Here is a 16,493-nt window from a genome sequence, read left to right as displayed (position 1 = left end):
CGGGGTCGGCGGGAGCGCGTGTCGACGGTGCCCGACCGTGCCCCGTCGACGCGTGACGCGGCGCGGTCAGCCCCGCGTCAGCGCCTCGCGGTCGGACTCGTCGAGACGGCGCTGCAGCGCCGCGGCCAGCCGCGGGTGGGACTCGAGCTCGGTGTCGCCGTCCAGCACCTCGCTCGCGCGCTCCCTCGCCCGGCCGATGAGCTCCCCGTCACTGGCGACCCTGAGCAGCCGGAGCCCCGAGCGGCCCCCCGACTGGCGGGTGCCCAACACGTCGCCCTCGCGGCGCAGCTCCAGGTCGACGCGAGCCAGCTCGAAACCGTCCGTCGTCGCCGCGACCGCGTCGACCCGCTCCCTGGCGAGGGTGTCCGGCTCGGCCGCGGTGACGAGCAGGCACACCCCGGCATGCCTCCCCCGCCCGATCCGCCCGCGCAGCTGGTGCAGCTGGGAGACGCCGAAGCGGTCCGCGTCCCTGACCACCATCACCGTCGCGTTGGGCACGTCGACCCCGACCTCGATGACGGTCGTGGCGACGAGGACGTCGAGCTCCCCCGCGGCGAAGCGCCGCATGACCGCGTCCTTCTCGTCCGAGCCCATCCGTCCGTGCAGCGCGGCGATGCGCAACGCCGCCGTCGCCGGATTCGCCCGCAGCTCCTCGACCGTCTGCACCACCGTCGCGGGCGGACGGGCGGGCCCCTGACCGGTGTGTTCCTCCGCGGTGTCGTCCCTGGCGTCGTCACCCTGGCCGTGCTCGGCCTGTCCCGGCTCGATCGCGGGGCACACGACGAAAGCCTGGCGTCCCGCCGCGACCTCCTCCGCGATGCGCTGCCAGACGCGCGGCTCCCACCCCGGCCGCTCGGCCAGCGGCACCGTGAAGGTGGAGATCCCGGCACGGCCGCGCGGCAGCTCGCGGATGGTGGAGATGTCGAGGTCGCCGAACACCGTCATGGCGACGGTCCGCGGGATCGGGGTCGCGGTGAGGACGAGCAGGTGCGGAGGCATCGCCGCCTTCGCCCTCAGCGTGTCGCGCTGCTCCACGCCGAAGCGATGCTGCTCGTCGACGACGACGAGCCCCAGGTCGGCGAAGCTGACCCGGTCGGCCAGGAGGGCGTGGGTGCCGACCACGATGCGCGCCTGCCCCGACACGATGCGCAGGAGAGCGCGCTTGCGCTCGGCGACGGGCATGCTTCCCGTCAGCAGCACCGGGCCGAGCTCAGCGGAGAGGTCGGGACCGAGGGCGCGCGCGATGGAGCCGAGGTGCTGATGGGCGAGGACCTCCGTCGGGGCGAGGAGCGCCGCCTGGCCGCCGTCCTGCGCCACCTGGAGCATGGCCCTGAGAGCGACGAGGGTCTTGCCCGAGCCGACCTCTCCCTGGACGAGCCTGTTCATCGGGTGGGGCCGCGCGAGCTCGCCGGCGATCTCGTCGCCGACCGCGGTCTGGTCGCCGGTGAGCTCGAAGCCAAGCGCGCCGTCGAAGCGGTCGCGGAGCCCGCCGGGAACGAGCGGCCGGGGCCGGGCGGGGTGGGCCTGCTGGCGACGGCGCGCCTGCACGAGGCCGAGCTGCAGCAGGAACGCCTCGTGGAAGCGCAGCGTGGCGCGTGCGCGCTTCCACGACGCGTCGTCGAGGGGTCGGTGCACCCCCTCGAGGGCATCGCGGAACGGCAGCAGAGCCTCGCCCGCGACGACGGAGCCCGGAAGCGGGTCGTCCAGCGCGGGCAGTGCGTCGAGCACCACGCCGACCGCCTTCTGGATCTGCCAGCTGGAGACCGTCGACGTCGCCGCGTAGATCGGGATCGGCTCCATCGCCCAGGCGTCCGCTCCCGTGGCGCCGTCCGCCACGGCGGGGGCGTCGTCAGGGCTGAACAGCTCGTAGTCCGGGTGCGACAGCTGCACGGCGCCGCGGTACTCGCTGGCCTTGCCCGCGAACATGCCGCGCGCACCGGGGACGAGCTCCTTCGCCCGCCACGCCTGGTTGAAGAAGGTCAGGGTGAGGATGCCGTGGCCGTCCGAGATCTTCACCTCGAGCAGCGACCCCCTGCGCTGGCGCATCGGCCGCTCGCGGACCTCGAGGACCTCGGCGACGAGCGTGACCGGCTCCCCCAGCGGGACGCTGCCGATCGCCGTGAGCTCCCCCCTGCGGGCGTAGCGACGCGGGTAGTGCTCGAGCAGATCACCCACCCTGGTCATCCCGAAGGCGCGCTCGAGGGCCGACGCCGTGCGCCCGCCGACGAGCGAGCTCAGGCGGTCGTCGAGGGACGCGGCAGCCATGCGACGATTCTAGGCCGCACCCCCGACGCACCGGACCGCTCCCCGGCCGCCGTATCCTTGACGGGTGACCCGAATCGTTGCCGGCACGGCCCGCTCCCTCAGCCTGACCGTGCCGAAGAGCGGGACGCGGCCCACGAGCGAGCGGGTCAGGGAGGCGCTGTTCTCCGCCCTCGACGCAGCGGGGGCGGTCGAGGACGCACGGGTCCTCGACCTGTACGCGGGCTCCGGCGCCCTCGGGCTGGAGGCGCTCAGTCGCGGGGCGCGGAGCGTCGTCCTCGTCGAGCGCGCCCCTGCCGCCGTCGCCGCATGCCGCACGAACGCCGCCGCCGTGAACCGGCTGCTCGGCGCGCAGCGCGCCCGGATCGTCGCCGCCCCGGTCGCCTCGTACCTCGGCTCGGCCGAGCAGGCCGACCTCGTCCTCATCGATCCGCCGTACGACGTCGGTGAGGAGCAGCTGGCCGAGGAGCTCCGCGGCGTGGCGGCGGTGCTGTCCGCGGACGGCGTCGTCGTCGTCGAACGGTCCCGGCGGTCCCCCGAGCCGAGCTGGCCGGAGGGCCTGGAGCTGGTCAGGGAGCGCCGCTACGGGGAGACGACCGTGTGGTGGGCGGAGCGCCCCCTCCCCGGCGCCGAGAGCTAGCCGCGCCCGCCGTCCCAGGCACGATACGGGTCCCACCCGCTGTCGGCTCCGACGGCGCGACCGTCCACACGGACGCCCCGGCCGTCGACGACGGAGCCGATCGGGAGGAACGGCTCGGGCAGCGGGCCCGGCGGGAAGCACGCCAGCAGCGCGTGGTCCTCACCACCGCGCAGCACGAGCGCGATGTCCCCGCCGAAGGCACCGAGGAGCGCGGGGTCGAGCTCGATCGCGACCCGGCTCGCCGCGGCCAGCCGTGTCGCGTCACGGGCGAGCCCGTCCGACACGTCCATCATCGCCGTCGCCCCGGCACGGGCGGCCACCGGACCGGCGACGATCGGCGGCTCGGGGCGCAGCTGCGCCAGGATCGCCTCGGGGCGCTCCGCGCGCAGCCGGGAGGCGCGGGCCGCATCGGGGACGCCCTGGGCGTCGACGCCGTCACGGAACAGCAGCTCGAGCCCCTCGCACGCGCGCCCGGCCCTGCCGGCAAGGGCGACCGTGTCCCCCACACCCGCGCCGGAGCGCCGCACCGGCGCGCGCCCCTGGAGATCGCCGAAGGCGGTCACCGCGATCGTGAGCGTGTCCGAGACGCTGAGGTCGCCGCCGACGACGCCGCAGCCGGGCGCCATCGCCCGGCACCCCTCCGCCAGACCGCGCGCGAGATCCTCGACGAACCCCACGGCCGTGTCCCCCGGCAGTGCGAGGCCCACGACGAGCGCCGTGGGGACCGCGCCCATCGCCGCCACGTCGGCGAGGTTGCTCGCCGCGGCCTTCCAGCCGAGGTCACCTCCGGTCGACCACGCCAGGCGGAAGTCGGGGCCGGCCACCATGAGATCGGTGGTCACCACGACGCGGCCGTCGGGCTGCGCCACGACCGCGGCATCGTCGCCTGGCCCGAGCAGCTGCGCCGACGGCTCAGGCAGGACCCGCAGGATCGCGTCGAGGACCGCGGCCTCTCCGGCGCTGTCGACGGTCGCGGAGGAGGAAGCATCCATGACGACAACGGTAGCCTGGTGTCGATGACCGCTCGAACCCTCGCCCGCACCGCGACCGCGATCGCGACCGTCGCCGGCGCCCTCGCCCTGACCGCGTGCAGTCCAACCGTCACGCTCACCGCGGCTCCCGAGGCCAACGACCCGGCCTGCGCCGAGGTCACCGTCCGGCTCCCCGAGTCGGTCAGCGGCTTCCCGCGCATCCAGACGGACGCGCAGGCGACCGGGGCCTGGGGCGACGACGGCGACGCCCGCATCCTGCTGCACTGCGGCGTGCCCGAGCTCGCGCCGACCACGGACAGGTGCGTCGACGTCGACGGCATCGACTGGGTGATCGACGAGAGCGAGGCCCCGTACTACCGGCTGACCACCTACGGTCGCAGCCCCGCGGTCGAGGTGTACCTCGACGGGGACACGAAGGACGGCGAGGAGCCGTTCTCCAGCACGGCCGTCATCGTCGACCTCAACAGCGCCGTCGGCCAGATCCCCGCGACCGGAGGCTGCGTGGGCGCCGAGGACCTGTTCGGCACGGAGACCGACGGCTCCTGAGCGCGGCGGCCCGGTCGGGCCGCGCGGCGATGCCCCGAGGGGCTCCGCTCAGCGCGAGCCGCCCTCCAGCGCGAGCTCGACGAGCTCGGTGATCAGCTCCGGGTAGCTCAGGCCCGAGGCCAGCCAACAGCTGGGGAACATCGAGATCGGGGTGAAGCCAGGCATCGTGTTGACCTCGTTGACGACGAAGCCGTCGGCCGTGAGGAACACGTCCACGCGGGCGAGGCCGCTGAGGTCGAGCGCCTCGAACGCCGTCACGGCCAGCGAGGAGAACTCCCGCAGCTCGGACTCGCTCACCTCGGCGGGGCAGGACAGGGTGATGCCGTCTGCCCCCAGGTACTTGGCCTCGAAGTCGTAGAAGTCCCGACCGCTGACGACGACCTCTCCGGCGACCGAGGTGCGCGGTGCGGCGCCGTCGCGGCCGTCGAGCACCGCGATCTCCAGCTCGCGGCCGGTCAGGCCCGCCTCGATCAGCACCCGGGAGTCCTCGGCGAAGGCCGTCTCGAGCGCGGCGTCGAGCTGGTCGGCCGACGCGACACGGCTGACGCCGACGCTCGACCCGGCCCGAGCCGGCTTGACGAACACGGGCAGTCCCAGCTCCTCGAGCGCGCGCGCCGCCTGCTGAGGGTCGCGGGCGAGGGAGCGCCGGGTGACCGTCCGCCACGGGGCGACGGCGAGGCCCGCATCGCGCAGCAGCGTCTTGGTGAAGTGCTTGTCCATGCCCACCGCCGAGCCGAGCACGCCGCTGCCGACGAAGGGCAGACCGGTCAGCTCCAGGAGGCCCTGCACGGTCCCGTCCTCACCGAACGGCCCGTGCAGGATCGGGAACACGACGTCGACGGGTCCGAGCGTGCGCTCCGTCCCGTCCGCCTCGACGACCGTCAGCAGGCGGTCGCCGACCTTCTCCGGCCAGCGCACCCTGCTGCCGTTGTCGACGACCTCCGGCATGCGCTCCGGGTCGAGCCGGAACGCCTCGGGGTCGTCCCGCTCGAGCACGGTCGCCCCGTCGCGCGTGATCCCGACGGGGATCACCTCGAAGCGGTCGCGGTCAATCGCGCCGAGGACGCCTCCCGCCGTTGCGGAACTGATCGAGTGCTCGCTTGAACGCCCCCCGAACAGCACCACGACCGTCGTCTTCTCTGTCATCTTGGGTCCTCTCCCCCTGCGGTGTGTCCGACTCGTCCGTCGTCAGGTGCGGTGCAATGTCCCTGGGCTCGAGTGTGCCGGCGACGACCCGGCTCACCTGCTCGACGATCGGCATGTCGACGCCGATCTTCTTCGCCAGCTCCAACACCGGGGCGACCGATGCGAGACCCTCGGCGGTCTGCTGCATCTGCTTCGTCACCGCCGTGAGGGAGTAGCCCTCCCCCAGCAGCCTGCCCGCGGTGTTGTTCCGCGACAGCGGCGACTGGCAGGTCGCGATCAGGTCGCCGAGACCGGCCAGGCCGGACAGGGTCTCCGGCTGCGCCCCGTGCGCGACCGCGAAGTCCGTCATCTCGACCAGGCCGCGCGTGATGATGGAGGCCTTCGTGTTCTCGCCGTAGCCGACGCCGTCGACGATGCCGATGGCGACCGCGATGAGGTTCTTCAGCACGCCGCCGAACTCGGTCCCCGTCACGTCCGTGTTGACGAAGCTGCGGAAGTAGCCGTTCCTCGCCCGGCGGGCCACCTTCTGCGCCGTCTCCAGGCTGACGCTGGACACCACGGCGGCGGTCGGCTGCTCCCTGGCGATCTCGACCGCCAGGTTCGGTCCCGAGGCCACCGCGATGCGTTCGGGAGCGATCTCCAGCGCCTCGGCGATGACCTGGCTCATGCGCAGGCCCGTGCCCTTCTCCACCCCCTTCATCAGGGAGACGACGATCGTCGTCGTCTTCAGGTGCGGTTTGACGTCGGCGAGCAGCGGGCGGAGCGTCTGCGAGGGAACGGACACGAAGACCACGTCGGCGCCCGAGACGGCGTGGCGCAGGTCGCTCGTCGCCGTCATCGAGGCGGGCAGGGCGATGTTGGGCAGGTACTCGCTGTTGCGGTGCCGCTCCCTGATCTGGGTGGCGACGTCGTCCCTGCGCGCCCACATGGTCACCTGCGAGCCGCCGTCGGCGAGGATCTTGCCGAAGGTCGTCCCCCAGCTGCCCGCCCCGAGCACACTGACCCGTCCCGGAATCCTACGAGTCAAAACGTCCCGTCTCCCTCTGGTCGTGCTCGCTGGGGTTCCAGCGCTCGGTCGGCGCCTGCTCGCCCCTGACCTCGGCGAGCAGTGCGGTGATGCGTGCCATGATCTCGTCCGTCGCCCCCGCGAGGATGGCGGAGTTGACCGGCTCAGCCCGGAACGGCGTCAGGTCGATCGGCTCGCCGAAGCGGATGTCCACGCGTTTCGGCGGAAACAGGCTGATCTTCTTTCCGTAGCGGGGCATGACCTTCTGCGTTCCCCAGTGCACGACGGGGATGACGGGCAGCTCGTGGGCGAGGGCGAGCCGCGCCGCCCCCGTCTTGCCCCGCATGGGCCAGAGCTCGGGGTCCCGTGTCAGGGTTCCCTCGGGGTAGACGATGACGCCCGTTCCGGCGCGGACCAGCTCCGTCGCCATCGCGACCGGGTCGTGGCCGCGGCTGGCGCCGCCGCGCTCGACGGGGATCTGCCCGGCGGCACGAAGCACCGCGCCCACCACGGGAATGCGAAACAGCGAGGCCTTCGCCATGAAGCGGGGGATGCGACCCGACTTCCAGACGGCGGCGGCGATCACGATCGGGTCGATCTCGGAGTAGTGGTTGGGGACGAGGATGAACGGCCCCGTTCGCGGCAGATTCTCCGCCCCGGTGATGCGCTGCTTCATCAGCACGCGCAGCAGAGGCAGCACGATGAACGACAGCGGCCAGAAGATGGTCCACTGCGCCCGTTCGGAACGTTCTCGGGGTCTCGACATGCTCAGGCCTCCAGGACGAAGTCCGCCCCCAGCTGCTCGAGCTTGTTGATGAAGTTCTCGTAGCCGCGGCTGATGATGCCGACGTTGCTCACGTGGGACACCCCCTCGGCCGACAGCGCGGCGATGAGGTGGGAGAAGCCGCCACGGAGGTCGGGGACGACGATGTCGGCGCCGTGCAGGCGGCTCGGTCCCGAGATCACCGCGGAGTGCTTGAAGTTGCGCTGGCCGAACCGGCAGGCCTGACCACCGAGACACTCCTTGTGCACCTGGATGGTCGCGCCCATCTCGACGAGGGCGTCGACGAAGCCGAAGCGCTGCTCGTACACCGTCTCGTGCACGATCGAGACGCCGGTCGCCTTCGTCAGCGCGACCACGAGCGGCTGCTGCCAGTCGGTCATGAACCCGGGGTGCACGTCGGTCTCGATGATGACGGGGTTGAGCTCGCCACCGGGGTGGAAGAAGCGGATGCCGTCATCGTGGATCTCGAAACCGCCGCCGACCTTGCGGTACACGTTGAGGAAGGTGAGCATCTCGGGCTGCCTCGCGCCGCCGACGAAGATGTCGCCGTTGGTGGCCAGCGCGGCTGCGGCCCAGCTGGCCGCCTCGTTGCGGTCGAAGAGGGCGCGGTGGTCGTAGCCGCTGAGCGCGTCGACGCCCTCGATCCTGATCACCCTGTCGGTGTCGACCGAGATGATGGCGCCCATTTTCTGCAGGATGTTGATCAGGTCCATGATCTCTGGCTCGATCGCCGCGCCGCGCAGCTCGGTGATGCCGTCCGCGCGGACGGCGGTGAGCAGCACCTGCTCGGTGGCGCCGACGCTCGGGTACGGCAGTGCGACCTTGGCGCCGTGCAGGCCGTTGGGCGCCGACATCCGGATGCCGCTCGGCAGCTTCTCGACGACGGCGCCGAAGTTCCGCAGCACCTCGAGGTGGTAGTCGATCGGCCGGTCGCCGATCCGGCAGCCGCCGAGGTCGGGGATGAACGCCTCGCCGAGACGGTGCAGCAGCGGACCGCAGAACAGGATCGGGATACGGCTGGAACCGGCGTGGGCGTCGATGTCGACGAAGTTGGCGCTCTCCACGTTGGACGGGTCCAGGTGGAGCACGCCCTCCGCATCGCCGTCGCTGACCTTGACGCCGTGCACCTCGAGCAGGCCGCGAACCACACCGACGTCGCTGATCGCCGGGACGTCCCTCAGCACGCTGGGGGTCTCGCCGAGCAGCGCCGCGACCATCGCCTTGGTCACGAGGTTCTTGGCGCCCTTGAGCTCGATCCTGCCGGAGAGGGGCCGCCCGCCGTTGATCGTCATGCGGTCGCCCTTGAGGCCGACGCTCGCGCCCGCGCGGGCCGAGTCCTGGATCAATGAGCTCACTGTTCTCCCCTGGTCGTTCGTGGGCTGTTCCCAGCCATGGTCATCCGCGTGCCGCGGTCAGCGGGCCGGAAGCGTGGTCGGCCGCCAGGCGGCGCGCCTGCTCTCGAACGCGGTGATGGCCTCCTCGTTGCGGAGGGTGAGGGCGATGTCGTCCAGCCCCTCCAGAAGCCTCCACCGAGTGTAATCGTCGATCTCGAAAGCGAGACGCAGCTCGCCGATGCTGAGCTGACGCTCGACCAGGTCGACGGTCATCTCCACGCCGGGCTGCTGCTCGATCGCCCGCCAGATCCGCTCCACGTCCTCCTCGGGGACCTGCGCGGTCAGCAGTCCCTGCTTGCCGGAGTTCCCCCGGAAGATGTCGCCGAAGCGCGGCGACACGACGACCGAGAATCCGAAGTCCCTCAGCGCCCAGACGGCGTGCTCGCGCGAGGAGCCCGTGCCGAAGTCCGGCCCGGCGACGAGGACCCGTGCCCCCAGATACGGCTGCTGGTTGAGGATGAAGTCGGGGTCCTGCCGCCAGCCGTAGAACAGCGCGTCCTCGAAGCCGGTCTTCGTGACGCGCTTGAGGAACTGGGCGGGGATGATCTGATCGGTGTCGACGTTGGAGCGACGCAGCGGGGCGGCGATCCCGGTGACGGTCGTGAACTTTTCCATGATGAACTCACTTCCCGTTCAGGTCGGAGGGGCTGGACAGGGTGCCGCGGATGGCGGTCGCCGCCGCGACAAGGGGGGACACGAGGTGCGTCCTGCCGCCCTTGCCCTGCCTGCCCTCGAAGTTCCGGTTGCTGGTGGAGGCGCAGCGCTCCCCCGGCGCGAGCTGGTCGGGGTTCATCCCGAGGCACATCGAGCAGCCGGCGAAGCGCCACTCGGCGCCGAAGTCGGTGATGATCTTGTCCAGCCCCTCGGCCTCGGCCTCGATCCGTACCCTTGCCGAGCCGGGGACGACCATGACGCGCACGCCGTCCGCCTTCTTCTTGCCGTCGATGATGGAGGCGAAGGCCCGCAGGTCCTCGATGCGGCTGTTCGTGCAGGAACCCATGAACACGGCGTCGACGGGGACCTCCTTCAGCGGGGTGCCCGCGGTGAGGTCCATGTACTGCAGCGCCCGCTCCGCTGCGGCCCGCTCGTTGGGGTCGTCGAACTGCTCGGGAGAGGGGACGACGTCGCTCAGCGAGACGCCCTGGCCGGGGTTGGTCCCCCAGGTCACGAAGGGCTCGAGCTCGTCGGCGTCGATGAACACCTCGGCGTCGAAGCTCGCCCCCTCGTCCGTGGCGAGCGTCGTCCAGTACGCGACGGCCTCGTCCCAGTCCGCCCCCGTCGGGGCGTGCGGCCGGCCCTGCAGGTAGTCGAAGGTCGTCTGGTCGGGGGCGACCATGCCGGCGCGCGCTCCCGCCTCGATGGACATGTTGCAGATGGTCATGCGCCCGTCCATGCTCAGCGCCCTGATCGCGGACCCGCGGTACTCGAGCACGTAGCCCTGCCCGCCGCCCGTGCCGATCTTGGCGATCACGGCGAGGATGATGTCCTTCGCGGTGACACCCTCCCTGAGGGTGCCCTCGACGTTGATCGCCATCGTCTTGAACGGCTTGAGCGGCAGGGTCTGCGTCGCCATGACGTGCTCGACCTCGCTCGTGCCGATGCCGAACGCCATCGCTCCGAAGGCCCCGTGCGTCGAGGTGTGCGAGTCGCCGCAGACGACGGTGATCCCCGGCATCGTCAGGCCCAGCTGGGGGCCGACGACGTGGACGATGCCCTGCTCGATGTCGCCGAGGGAGTGGAGTCGGACGCCGAACTCCTCCGCGTTCGCGCGGAGGGTGTTGATCTGGGTGCGGCTGGTGAGGTCCGCGATCGGCCGGTCGATGCCGATCGTCGGGGTGTTGTGATCCTCCGTCGCGATGGTCAGGTCGACGCGGCGCAGCGGCCGGCCCGCCACGCGGAGGCCGTCGAAGGCCTGGGGGCTCGTCACCTCGTGGACGAGGTGCAGGTCGATGTAGATCAGGTCGGGGTTGCCATCCTCGCCCTTGACGACGAGGTGGTCGTCCCAGACCTTCTCTGCCAGGGTCCTGGGGGCGGAGGGGGTGTCGATCGAGGGAGTGCTGTCGGTGCTCACTGAAGTGCTTTCTGTCGATGTCCGGTCAGGCAGGAGCGGACTCCGCGACGAGTTATGCCTGGGATGAGGACTCGCCGCGGCAGCTAAGAAGGAGCCGGCCGACGCGCATGGAGCAAGAATAACACCTGCCCATGCCGCCCTCGCGCCGCGCGCCCCGTCTCGAGCACCCCCTCGCGACCGCTCCCCCGTCCCGTGTTCGGCGACGCGACGTCCGGTACCGGCTCCGTCGACGCGGCCGCGCCCGCGACGGACAGCGTTCGCGGGCCGGGGGGAAGAACGGCGGACCACCGGCGACCGGACACCGTCCCGGCCGCGGCGTATCGTTCCCTGTGCGGGCCCGCCGCGGGGTCAGCGGACGGGAGCGGAATGAACGAGGCGCCGGCGGTCACGGTCGCGAGGGTCTCCGACAACCCGGACTCGACGGCGGGGACACGGGTCCTCGTCGACCGGTTGTGGCCACGCGGGGTGCGCAAGGAACACGCCGCGCTCGGACTGTGGCTCAAGGAGATCGCCCCGAGCACGGAACTGCGGCGCTGGTACGGGCACGATCCCGCGCTCTTCGCGGAGTTCTCCTCCCGGTACCGGACGGAGCTGGGCTCGGGCGAGCAGGCAGACGCGCTCGCTCGGCTGCGCTCGCTGCGGGCTGAGGGACCTGTCGTGCTGCTGACCTCCGCCCGCGCCGTCGACATCAGCGATGCGGCGGTTCTCGCGTCGGTCCTCACCGAGGACTCCGACGCGCCGCACGCCTGAGCCCCCGCACGGCCCACGCACGCCCCCGGTCCTCCCGTTTCGCCGACGCTCGACCCGAACCGACGCGTGGCCTGCCGTCGGCCGTCTGCCTGCCGAGGCCCGGTGCCGCCTACCTCCTGGCCGACCTCAGTCGGCGTCGCCGCCGGATCCGCTCGAACCCGACGAGTCGCCCACCACGCCTGCACGCTCCCTGCGCCGCGACACGACGAGGCTCGCGACCGTCGCGACGGCCATCGAACCGATGATGACGATGAGCGACGTCCACGTGTCGATGTGGGGGACGGGGACGGGCTGACCGCCGTTGATGAAGCCGAGCTCGTTGACCTCGAGGGCGTGCAGGACCAGCTTCACTCCGATGAAGCCGAGGATGAACGCGATGCCGTAGTGCAGGTAGATGAGGCGCTCGAGCAGCCCGCCGAGCAGGAAGTACAGCTGCCTGAGCCCCATGAGCGCGAACACGTTGGCCGTGAACACGATGAACGGGCTCTGCGTGATCCCGAAGATGGCGGGGATCGAGTCGATGGCGAAGAGGAAGTCGGTCGCACCGATGGTGATGAACACCAGGAGCATGGGCGTCCAGTAGCGCTTGCCGCCGATCGTCGTGCGCAGCTTGTTGCCGTCGAACTCCTCGGCCACGTTGAGCCGACGGCGCAGGAACGCGGTGACCTTGGAGTCGCCCTCCCCCTCGTCATCCTTGCCGAACGCCTGCTTCCACGCCGTGTACAGCAGGAACGCGCCGAAGAGGTAGAAGATCCAGGAGAACCGCTCGATCACGGCGGCGCCGGCGAGGATGAAGATCCCGCGGAGGATGAGGGCGATGATGATGCCCACCATCAGCACCTCCTGCTGGTACTTCCGCGGCACCGACATCGACGACATGATCACGATGAACACGAACAGGTTGTCGATGGAGAGGCTGTACTCGGTGAGCCAGCCCGCCAGGAACTGTCCGGCGAAGTCGCCGCCGGCGAACCAGAGCATGAGCAGCGCGAAGACGAGCGCCAGCCCCACATAGAACACGACCCACGCCGTCGCCTCCTTCATGGAGGGGATGTGGGGTCGCTTGACCACGTAGAGCAGGTCGAAGAGCAGGACCAGGACCAGGACGATCATCGAGCCGATCTCGAACCACGCGGGCAGAGCGGGGTGCATGGAGTGCCTTTCTCGGGGTATGGCAGTGGCTGCCGTCGGTGCCCGAGAGTCTCTCCCGCGGTGACTCCGCGTCCGAACCGGGGTCCGAGGGCCCGTGCTGACGATTCGAGAACTTCAGGGATACTCCCTCTCGCGTTGGCCAGCATAGCCGAACACCACACGCCGCCGACCGCGGGATCGGGGCCGCGGATGTCGGCGTCGTCGGGGTTGAGGAAGTTGACCCCGTGCCGGTCGGAGTCCATCCACGCCGAGACGACGTCGGCGGGTGCCCGACGCCCTCCGTCGCGGGGGACGCGTCGTTCGTGGTCGGGGATGAGGTCGGCGACGCCTCCCCGTCCGGGCCGGCTCCGTCCTTCGCAGAGGCGATGCCGTCGTTCCCCCGGCTCGGTGTCCGAGACGCCTCCGGACACAACGAAAGCCCCGGACACGACGAAAGCCCCGGACACAATGTCCGGGGCTTTCCGCGGTGACCCCAGCGGGATTCGAACCCGCGTTACCGCCGTGAGAGGGCGGCGTACTAGGCCGCTATACGATGGGGCCGCGTTTGCAACAAGATGAGTATGTCACAGCGTTTCTCGGGCGACAAAATCCGCTCCCGAGCGCGGCGTGTCGCCGTGCGCGCGAGTCATTCGGAACGCTCCGTCACGGCCGAGCCTACCCGCCGAGCCCTGCGCTGGCGAGCGAGGAGGACGACCGCGCCGGCGGCGAGCAGCAGAACGAGCAGTCCCGTCCACGACACCGCGGGGACCAGAACGGACTCGGAGTGCACCGCGGGAGGGGTGACCTCATCGTCGCCGACCGCGCTGCCGCTGAGCTCGAGATCGCCGAACAGGAGCAGCAGCGGCCAGGCCTCCGCCTCGCCGCTGAGCACGGCCGTCCCTCCCGGAAGCACCTCGTCCGCCCGCAGCGCCGCCTCGAGTGGCACGGAGCCAAACGGCCCGGTCGCCGTGAGGGTGAGCGCGGGAGCGAGACGGACGTTGCCGACGTTGCCGACGGTCGTCACGATCCGCACCGTTCCGGGGGCGAACGGCACCCACGCCGGAGTGAACGTCACGCTCGTGTCCGCCGTCTCCAGTCGGGGTGCGACGTCCCCCTTCACCCGCAGATGCAGCCGGACGCCAACGCGATGGGTCACGCTCACCTGCTCCCCCGAACCGGCGAGCGCCACCACCACTCCACCGGGGTGGTCCCCGGGCGTCGCGTTCGTCGGCACCTCGACCGTCACGGGGACCACGACGCTCTCGCCTGCGGCGACGGGGACCTCGATCTGCTCGCCGGGAGCCGTGCCGTCGCCGACACTCGTCCAGGCGCCCGCACCCTCCTGCTCGCCCGCGGAGATGTCGAAGGCCCCGTCGTCGCCGACGATCCCGTCGCCGGCTGCCACGGTGAAGACCGCGTCAACGGCGCCGTGGTTGCTCACCGCGATGCCGTCGCTGACCCGTCCGCCGGGGTCGACCGAGTGACGGAGCGATATCCGGGACTGCTCGCCGTCCTCCGCCACGGGGACGGCAGACCAGCGGACCTCCTCCGCGGAGACGGCGGTCGCCGCCGTCGGTGTCAGCAGTCCTCCGGCGAGAAGCACGGCCGCCGTGACCAGCGCACGCGGCGTGGCACGACGGCGACGGGGGCGTTCCGCCCGGGGCAGGCCCGGCCCGACGGGGGCGAGTGGGCGTTCGGTGCTCGTGGTCATGGGTGTTCTCTGCTCTCGGTGTCGATGGCGGGTCGCCCCGCCGGGTCCCGGCCGTCGCGGTCCGCGCGTGACGGCCGGGCGGGCCGCCCCGACGCGGGGCGGCCCGATCGGGCTAGTCCTTCGGGAACAGCGTGAGCGTGACCTCGCTGCCGTACCGTCCGCTCCTGGCGTCCTCGGGGATCGACAGGTCCAGCGCTGCACCGACAACGGTCGTGCCGACGCGGGTCACACGGTCCGCCTCGGCGAGGGTGCTCGGGGCGCCGAGCGAGGCACGCGATCCCGCGGCCGCGCCGGAGTCGGAGGCGACGACCTGCGGGAGCCAGCTCAGGCGGTCCGCGCCGAAGCTCCTGTTCCCGGCCGTGAAGTCGCTCGCCCGTCCGGACACCGTCCAGCCCTTGCCCTGCGCCTGCGCCTCGTTGCGGGTGTCGGAGACCGAGACCCGGGGAAGCGTCGCGCTCTGCGCCGTGGTGCCCCCGTGGAAGGCGACCGGCTCTCCCCCGCCGCCGACGGCGAGGCTGAGCTCGCCGCCCGGCGTGACGGAGGGGACGGTGGCCTCGAGGGCGACGGAGTCCTCGGCGGCATCGGGGTGGCCGAGGATGTCGAAGACGACCTCTCCGACGTCGGTGTTGTCCAGGTATGCGCCGCGGACGACGTCCCAGCTGTCGGAGCGCGCCGCGAGCAGCTCGGAGCCGGCACCCTTCGCGAAGAACGGCACGAGCGCGTTCGTGTGACCGCCGGAGGACCAGGACACCTCGGGCAGCGCGCCCTTCTCACCGGTCAGCGGCGTCCAGCTCGGGTCGGCGCCGGGGCCGGAGAGGTACCCGGTCTCGTGGTCAGCCGTCACGACGACGAGGGTCTCGTCCCAGCTGGAGTTCTTCTCCACCCAGGCGTCAACCTGCTCGACGGCGCTGTTGAAGTCGACCTGCTCCTCGACCAGACGCGTGGTCTGGTTGGCGTGCCCCGCCCAGTCGACGGCACCGCCCTCGACCATGAGGAAGAAGCCGTCGTCGTCCTTCTCGAGCACGTTGAGAGCCGCCTGGGCCGAGGTCGCCAGGCTGGGCACATCCTCGTTGAGCGGGTCGGTGAAGGGCGTCGCCTTGTCGTTGTCCAGCCCCGGACGGTTGTACTGGAACGTCTCGGCCGTGCGGGCGAGGCCGAAGAGCTTGTCCGGCACGTCCTCACCCGCCGCGACGGAGGCGAAGTCGGCGGCCGCCTCGATGTACTCGAAGGGCGTCTGCCCGGTGGAGACCCGGGTGAAGTCGGACTCGGAGATCCACGACCCCGAGCCGAAGTGCGCCGCGCGCTTCTCGTTGGCGTCGGTGTACTCCGGGTGGCCGGCACCGATGATCACGTCGGCACCGCTGTCGATCATCTCGGTCGCGAGGCCGTGGTAGTCGTTCCGGTCGGGGTTGTGCGCGATGAAGCCGGCCGGGGTGGCGTGGTTGAAGGTGACCGAGGTGACGAGCCCGACCTTCTTGCCGACCTCCTTCGCCTGCTCGCCCACGGTGAGCAGGCGCTCGCCCGAGGCGTCGTGGCCGAGGACGCCGTTGTTCGTCTTCACACCGGTGCCGAGCGCCGTTCCTGCCGCGGCCGAGTCGGTCGCGCCCGACGCCACCCAGTCGAAGTCACCCCAGGCGTCCTCGGTTGTGTACGCGGCGCGACCCGAGGCCGAGTAGTGGGACTGCGACACCTGGACCGGGTAGGAGTCGTAGACCTGGCTGGGCGTGCCGGGGACGCGGTCCACCGCTCCGGTTGCCGGGTCGACCGCGACCTGGCGGTACGACTCGCCGGTCTCGAAGAGCCGGGCGGCGTCGAACTGGTTGTACCCGGCGCCGTCGGAGATCATGACGATGACGTTCTTCGGGGTGCGCGGCTCCCCCGGTGCGGCGGCCGCGCCCAGGGCGGGGATTCCGCCGCAGACAAGGCCGGTGATGGTTCCGGCGACGATCAGGCGCGATCGGCGCCCGAGCGGGGTGGTGGACATGGTCTCCTCTTCCGTCTTCATTTCACATGGGTGTCGGCTCCCCCCGACTGGGGGGCACCGTCCACGCTCCCGGCAG

At 71.4% G+C, this 16,493-nt stretch carries 14 protein-coding genes and 1 tRNA gene; 3 read left to right on the top strand and 12 right to left on the bottom strand.

The features are described 5' to 3' along the window. Window positions 1-66: 66 nt before the first annotated feature. A complete protein-coding gene (locus FM119_RS06505; RefSeq protein WP_087136867.1) occupies window positions 67-2,265 on the bottom strand; it encodes an ATP-dependent DNA helicase RecG in 2,199 nt (732 codons plus the stop codon). A 64-nt stretch (window positions 2,266-2,329) separates the two neighbouring features. On the opposite strand from FM119_RS06505, the gene rsmD reads away from it, so the two are divergent. Then, window positions 2,330-2,902 (top strand): 16S rRNA (guanine(966)-N(2))-methyltransferase RsmD, encoded by a 573-nt coding sequence (rsmD, locus tag FM119_RS06500; RefSeq protein WP_087136866.1) that lies wholly within the window; start codon window positions 2,330-2,332, stop codon window positions 2,900-2,902. Here the strand turns inward: rsmD and thiL are convergent. Further along, a complete protein-coding gene (thiL, locus tag FM119_RS06495) occupies window positions 2,899-3,894 on the bottom strand; it encodes a thiamine-phosphate kinase (RefSeq protein ID WP_087136865.1) in 996 nt (331 codons plus the stop codon). The genes rsmD and thiL overlap by 4 nt on opposite strands. 24 nt (window positions 3,895-3,918) lie before the next feature. Here thiL and FM119_RS06490 point away from each other — a divergent pair, with 24 nt between their 5' ends. After that, complete coding sequence (locus FM119_RS06490) at window positions 3,919-4,440, top strand: DUF3515 family protein (protein ID WP_087136864.1); 522 nt, start codon at window positions 3,919-3,921, stop codon at window positions 4,438-4,440. A 48-nt stretch (window positions 4,441-4,488) separates the two neighbouring features. Here the strand turns inward: FM119_RS06490 and FM119_RS06485 are convergent, their stop codons facing one another. From FM119_RS06485 to leuC, 6 genes are all read right to left on the bottom strand, one after another. Continuing rightward, window positions 4,489-5,586, bottom strand: a complete 1,098-nt coding sequence (locus tag FM119_RS06485) for a D-alanine--D-alanine ligase family protein (RefSeq protein WP_087136863.1) — start codon at window positions 5,584-5,586, stop codon at window positions 4,489-4,491. After that, entirely contained in the window at window positions 5,489-6,613 is a 1,125-nt protein-coding gene (locus FM119_RS06480) for an NAD(P)H-dependent glycerol-3-phosphate dehydrogenase (protein WP_245827324.1), read from the bottom strand. The genes FM119_RS06485 and FM119_RS06480 overlap by 98 nt, the downstream gene beginning before the upstream one ends. Then, window positions 6,603-7,358 carry a lysophospholipid acyltransferase family protein gene (locus FM119_RS06475; protein WP_087136861.1) on the bottom strand — a complete coding sequence of 252 codons (756 nt, stop codon included), beginning with the start codon at window positions 7,356-7,358 and terminating at the stop codon, window positions 6,603-6,605. The genes FM119_RS06480 and FM119_RS06475 overlap by 11 nt, the downstream gene beginning before the upstream one ends. A gap of 2 nt (window positions 7,359-7,360) precedes the next feature. Further along, on the bottom strand, window positions 7,361-8,668 hold the full coding sequence (gene murA / locus FM119_RS06470) for a UDP-N-acetylglucosamine 1-carboxyvinyltransferase (RefSeq protein WP_420845577.1): 1,308 nt from the start codon (window positions 8,666-8,668) through the stop codon (window positions 7,361-7,363). 120 nt (window positions 8,669-8,788) lie between these two features. Beyond that, on the bottom strand, window positions 8,789-9,385 hold the full coding sequence (gene leuD, locus FM119_RS06465; RefSeq protein WP_087136859.1) for a 3-isopropylmalate dehydratase small subunit: 597 nt from the start codon (window positions 9,383-9,385) through the stop codon (window positions 8,789-8,791). 7 nt (window positions 9,386-9,392) lie between these two features. Continuing rightward, entirely contained in the window at window positions 9,393-10,841 is a 1,449-nt protein-coding gene (gene leuC / locus FM119_RS06460) for a 3-isopropylmalate dehydratase large subunit (RefSeq protein WP_420845574.1), read from the bottom strand. A 366-nt stretch (window positions 10,842-11,207) separates the two neighbouring features. On the opposite strand from leuC, the gene FM119_RS06455 reads away from it, so the two are divergent. After that, window positions 11,208-11,591: a DUF488 domain-containing protein gene (locus FM119_RS06455; RefSeq protein ID WP_087136858.1), complete on the top strand. Its 384-nt coding sequence runs from the start codon at window positions 11,208-11,210 to the stop codon at window positions 11,589-11,591. A gap of 126 nt (window positions 11,592-11,717) precedes the next feature. Here FM119_RS06455 and FM119_RS06450 read toward each other — a convergent pair whose 3' ends face one another. The 4 genes from FM119_RS06450 to FM119_RS06435 all read right to left on the bottom strand — a co-directional run bounded on the left by FM119_RS06450 (window position 11,718) and on the right by FM119_RS06435 (window position 16,417). Then, window positions 11,718-12,743 carry a TerC family protein gene (locus FM119_RS06450; protein WP_087136857.1) on the bottom strand — a complete coding sequence of 342 codons (1,026 nt, stop codon included), beginning with the start codon at window positions 12,741-12,743 and terminating at the stop codon, window positions 11,718-11,720. Between the two features lie 467 nt (window positions 12,744-13,210). Continuing rightward, window positions 13,211-13,283, bottom strand: a tRNA-Glu gene (locus FM119_RS06445). A gap of 85 nt (window positions 13,284-13,368) precedes the next feature. Further along, on the bottom strand, window positions 13,369-14,433 hold the full coding sequence (locus FM119_RS06440; protein WP_087136856.1) for a hypothetical protein: 1,065 nt from the start codon (window positions 14,431-14,433) through the stop codon (window positions 13,369-13,371). A gap of 112 nt (window positions 14,434-14,545) precedes the next feature. Further along, complete coding sequence (locus FM119_RS06435) at window positions 14,546-16,417, bottom strand: alkaline phosphatase (protein WP_087136995.1); 1,872 nt, start codon at window positions 16,415-16,417, stop codon at window positions 14,546-14,548. Window positions 16,418-16,493 lie beyond the last annotated feature (76 nt).

The organism is Mycetocola reblochoni REB411 (assembly GCF_900163835.1).
Taxonomy (GTDB): domain Bacteria; phylum Actinomycetota; class Actinomycetes; order Actinomycetales; family Microbacteriaceae; genus Mycetocola_B; species Mycetocola_B reblochoni.
This window is presented reverse-complemented; position numbering and strand designations above follow the sequence as displayed.

What these genes read in the sequence shown, in the direction of transcription:
- FM119_RS06505 (WP_087136867.1), bottom strand. Translation starts at nt 2,265, where the DNA reads ATGGCTGCCGCGTCCCTCGACGACCGCCTGAGCTCGCTCGTCGGCGGG.
- thiL (WP_087136865.1), bottom strand. Translation starts at nt 3,894, where the DNA reads ATGGATGCTTCCTCCTCCGCGACCGTCGACAGCGCCGGAGAGGCCGCG.
- FM119_RS06490 (WP_087136864.1), top strand. Translation starts at nt 3,919, where the DNA reads ATGACCGCTCGAACCCTCGCCCGCACCGCGACCGCGATCGCGACCGTC.
- FM119_RS06485 (WP_087136863.1), bottom strand. Translation starts at nt 5,586, where the DNA reads ATGACAGAGAAGACGACGGTCGTGGTGCTGTTCGGGGGGCGTTCAAGC.
- FM119_RS06475 (WP_087136861.1), bottom strand. Translation starts at nt 7,358, where the DNA reads ATGTCGAGACCCCGAGAACGTTCCGAACGGGCGCAGTGGACCATCTTC.
- murA (WP_420845577.1), bottom strand. Translation starts at nt 8,668, where the DNA reads ATGACGATCAACGGCGGGCGGCCCCTCTCCGGCAGGATCGAGCTCAAG.
- leuD (WP_087136859.1), bottom strand. Translation starts at nt 9,385, where the DNA reads ATGGAAAAGTTCACGACCGTCACCGGGATCGCCGCCCCGCTGCGTCGC.
- FM119_RS06455 (WP_087136858.1), top strand. Translation starts at nt 11,208, where the DNA reads ATGAACGAGGCGCCGGCGGTCACGGTCGCGAGGGTCTCCGACAACCCG.
- FM119_RS06450 (WP_087136857.1), bottom strand. Translation starts at nt 12,743, where the DNA reads ATGCACCCCGCTCTGCCCGCGTGGTTCGAGATCGGCTCGATGATCGTC.
- FM119_RS06440 (WP_087136856.1), bottom strand. Translation starts at nt 14,433, where the DNA reads ATGACCACGAGCACCGAACGCCCACTCGCCCCCGTCGGGCCGGGCCTG.
- FM119_RS06435 (WP_087136995.1), bottom strand. Translation starts at nt 16,417, where the DNA reads ATGTCCACCACCCCGCTCGGGCGCCGATCGCGCCTGATCGTCGCCGGA.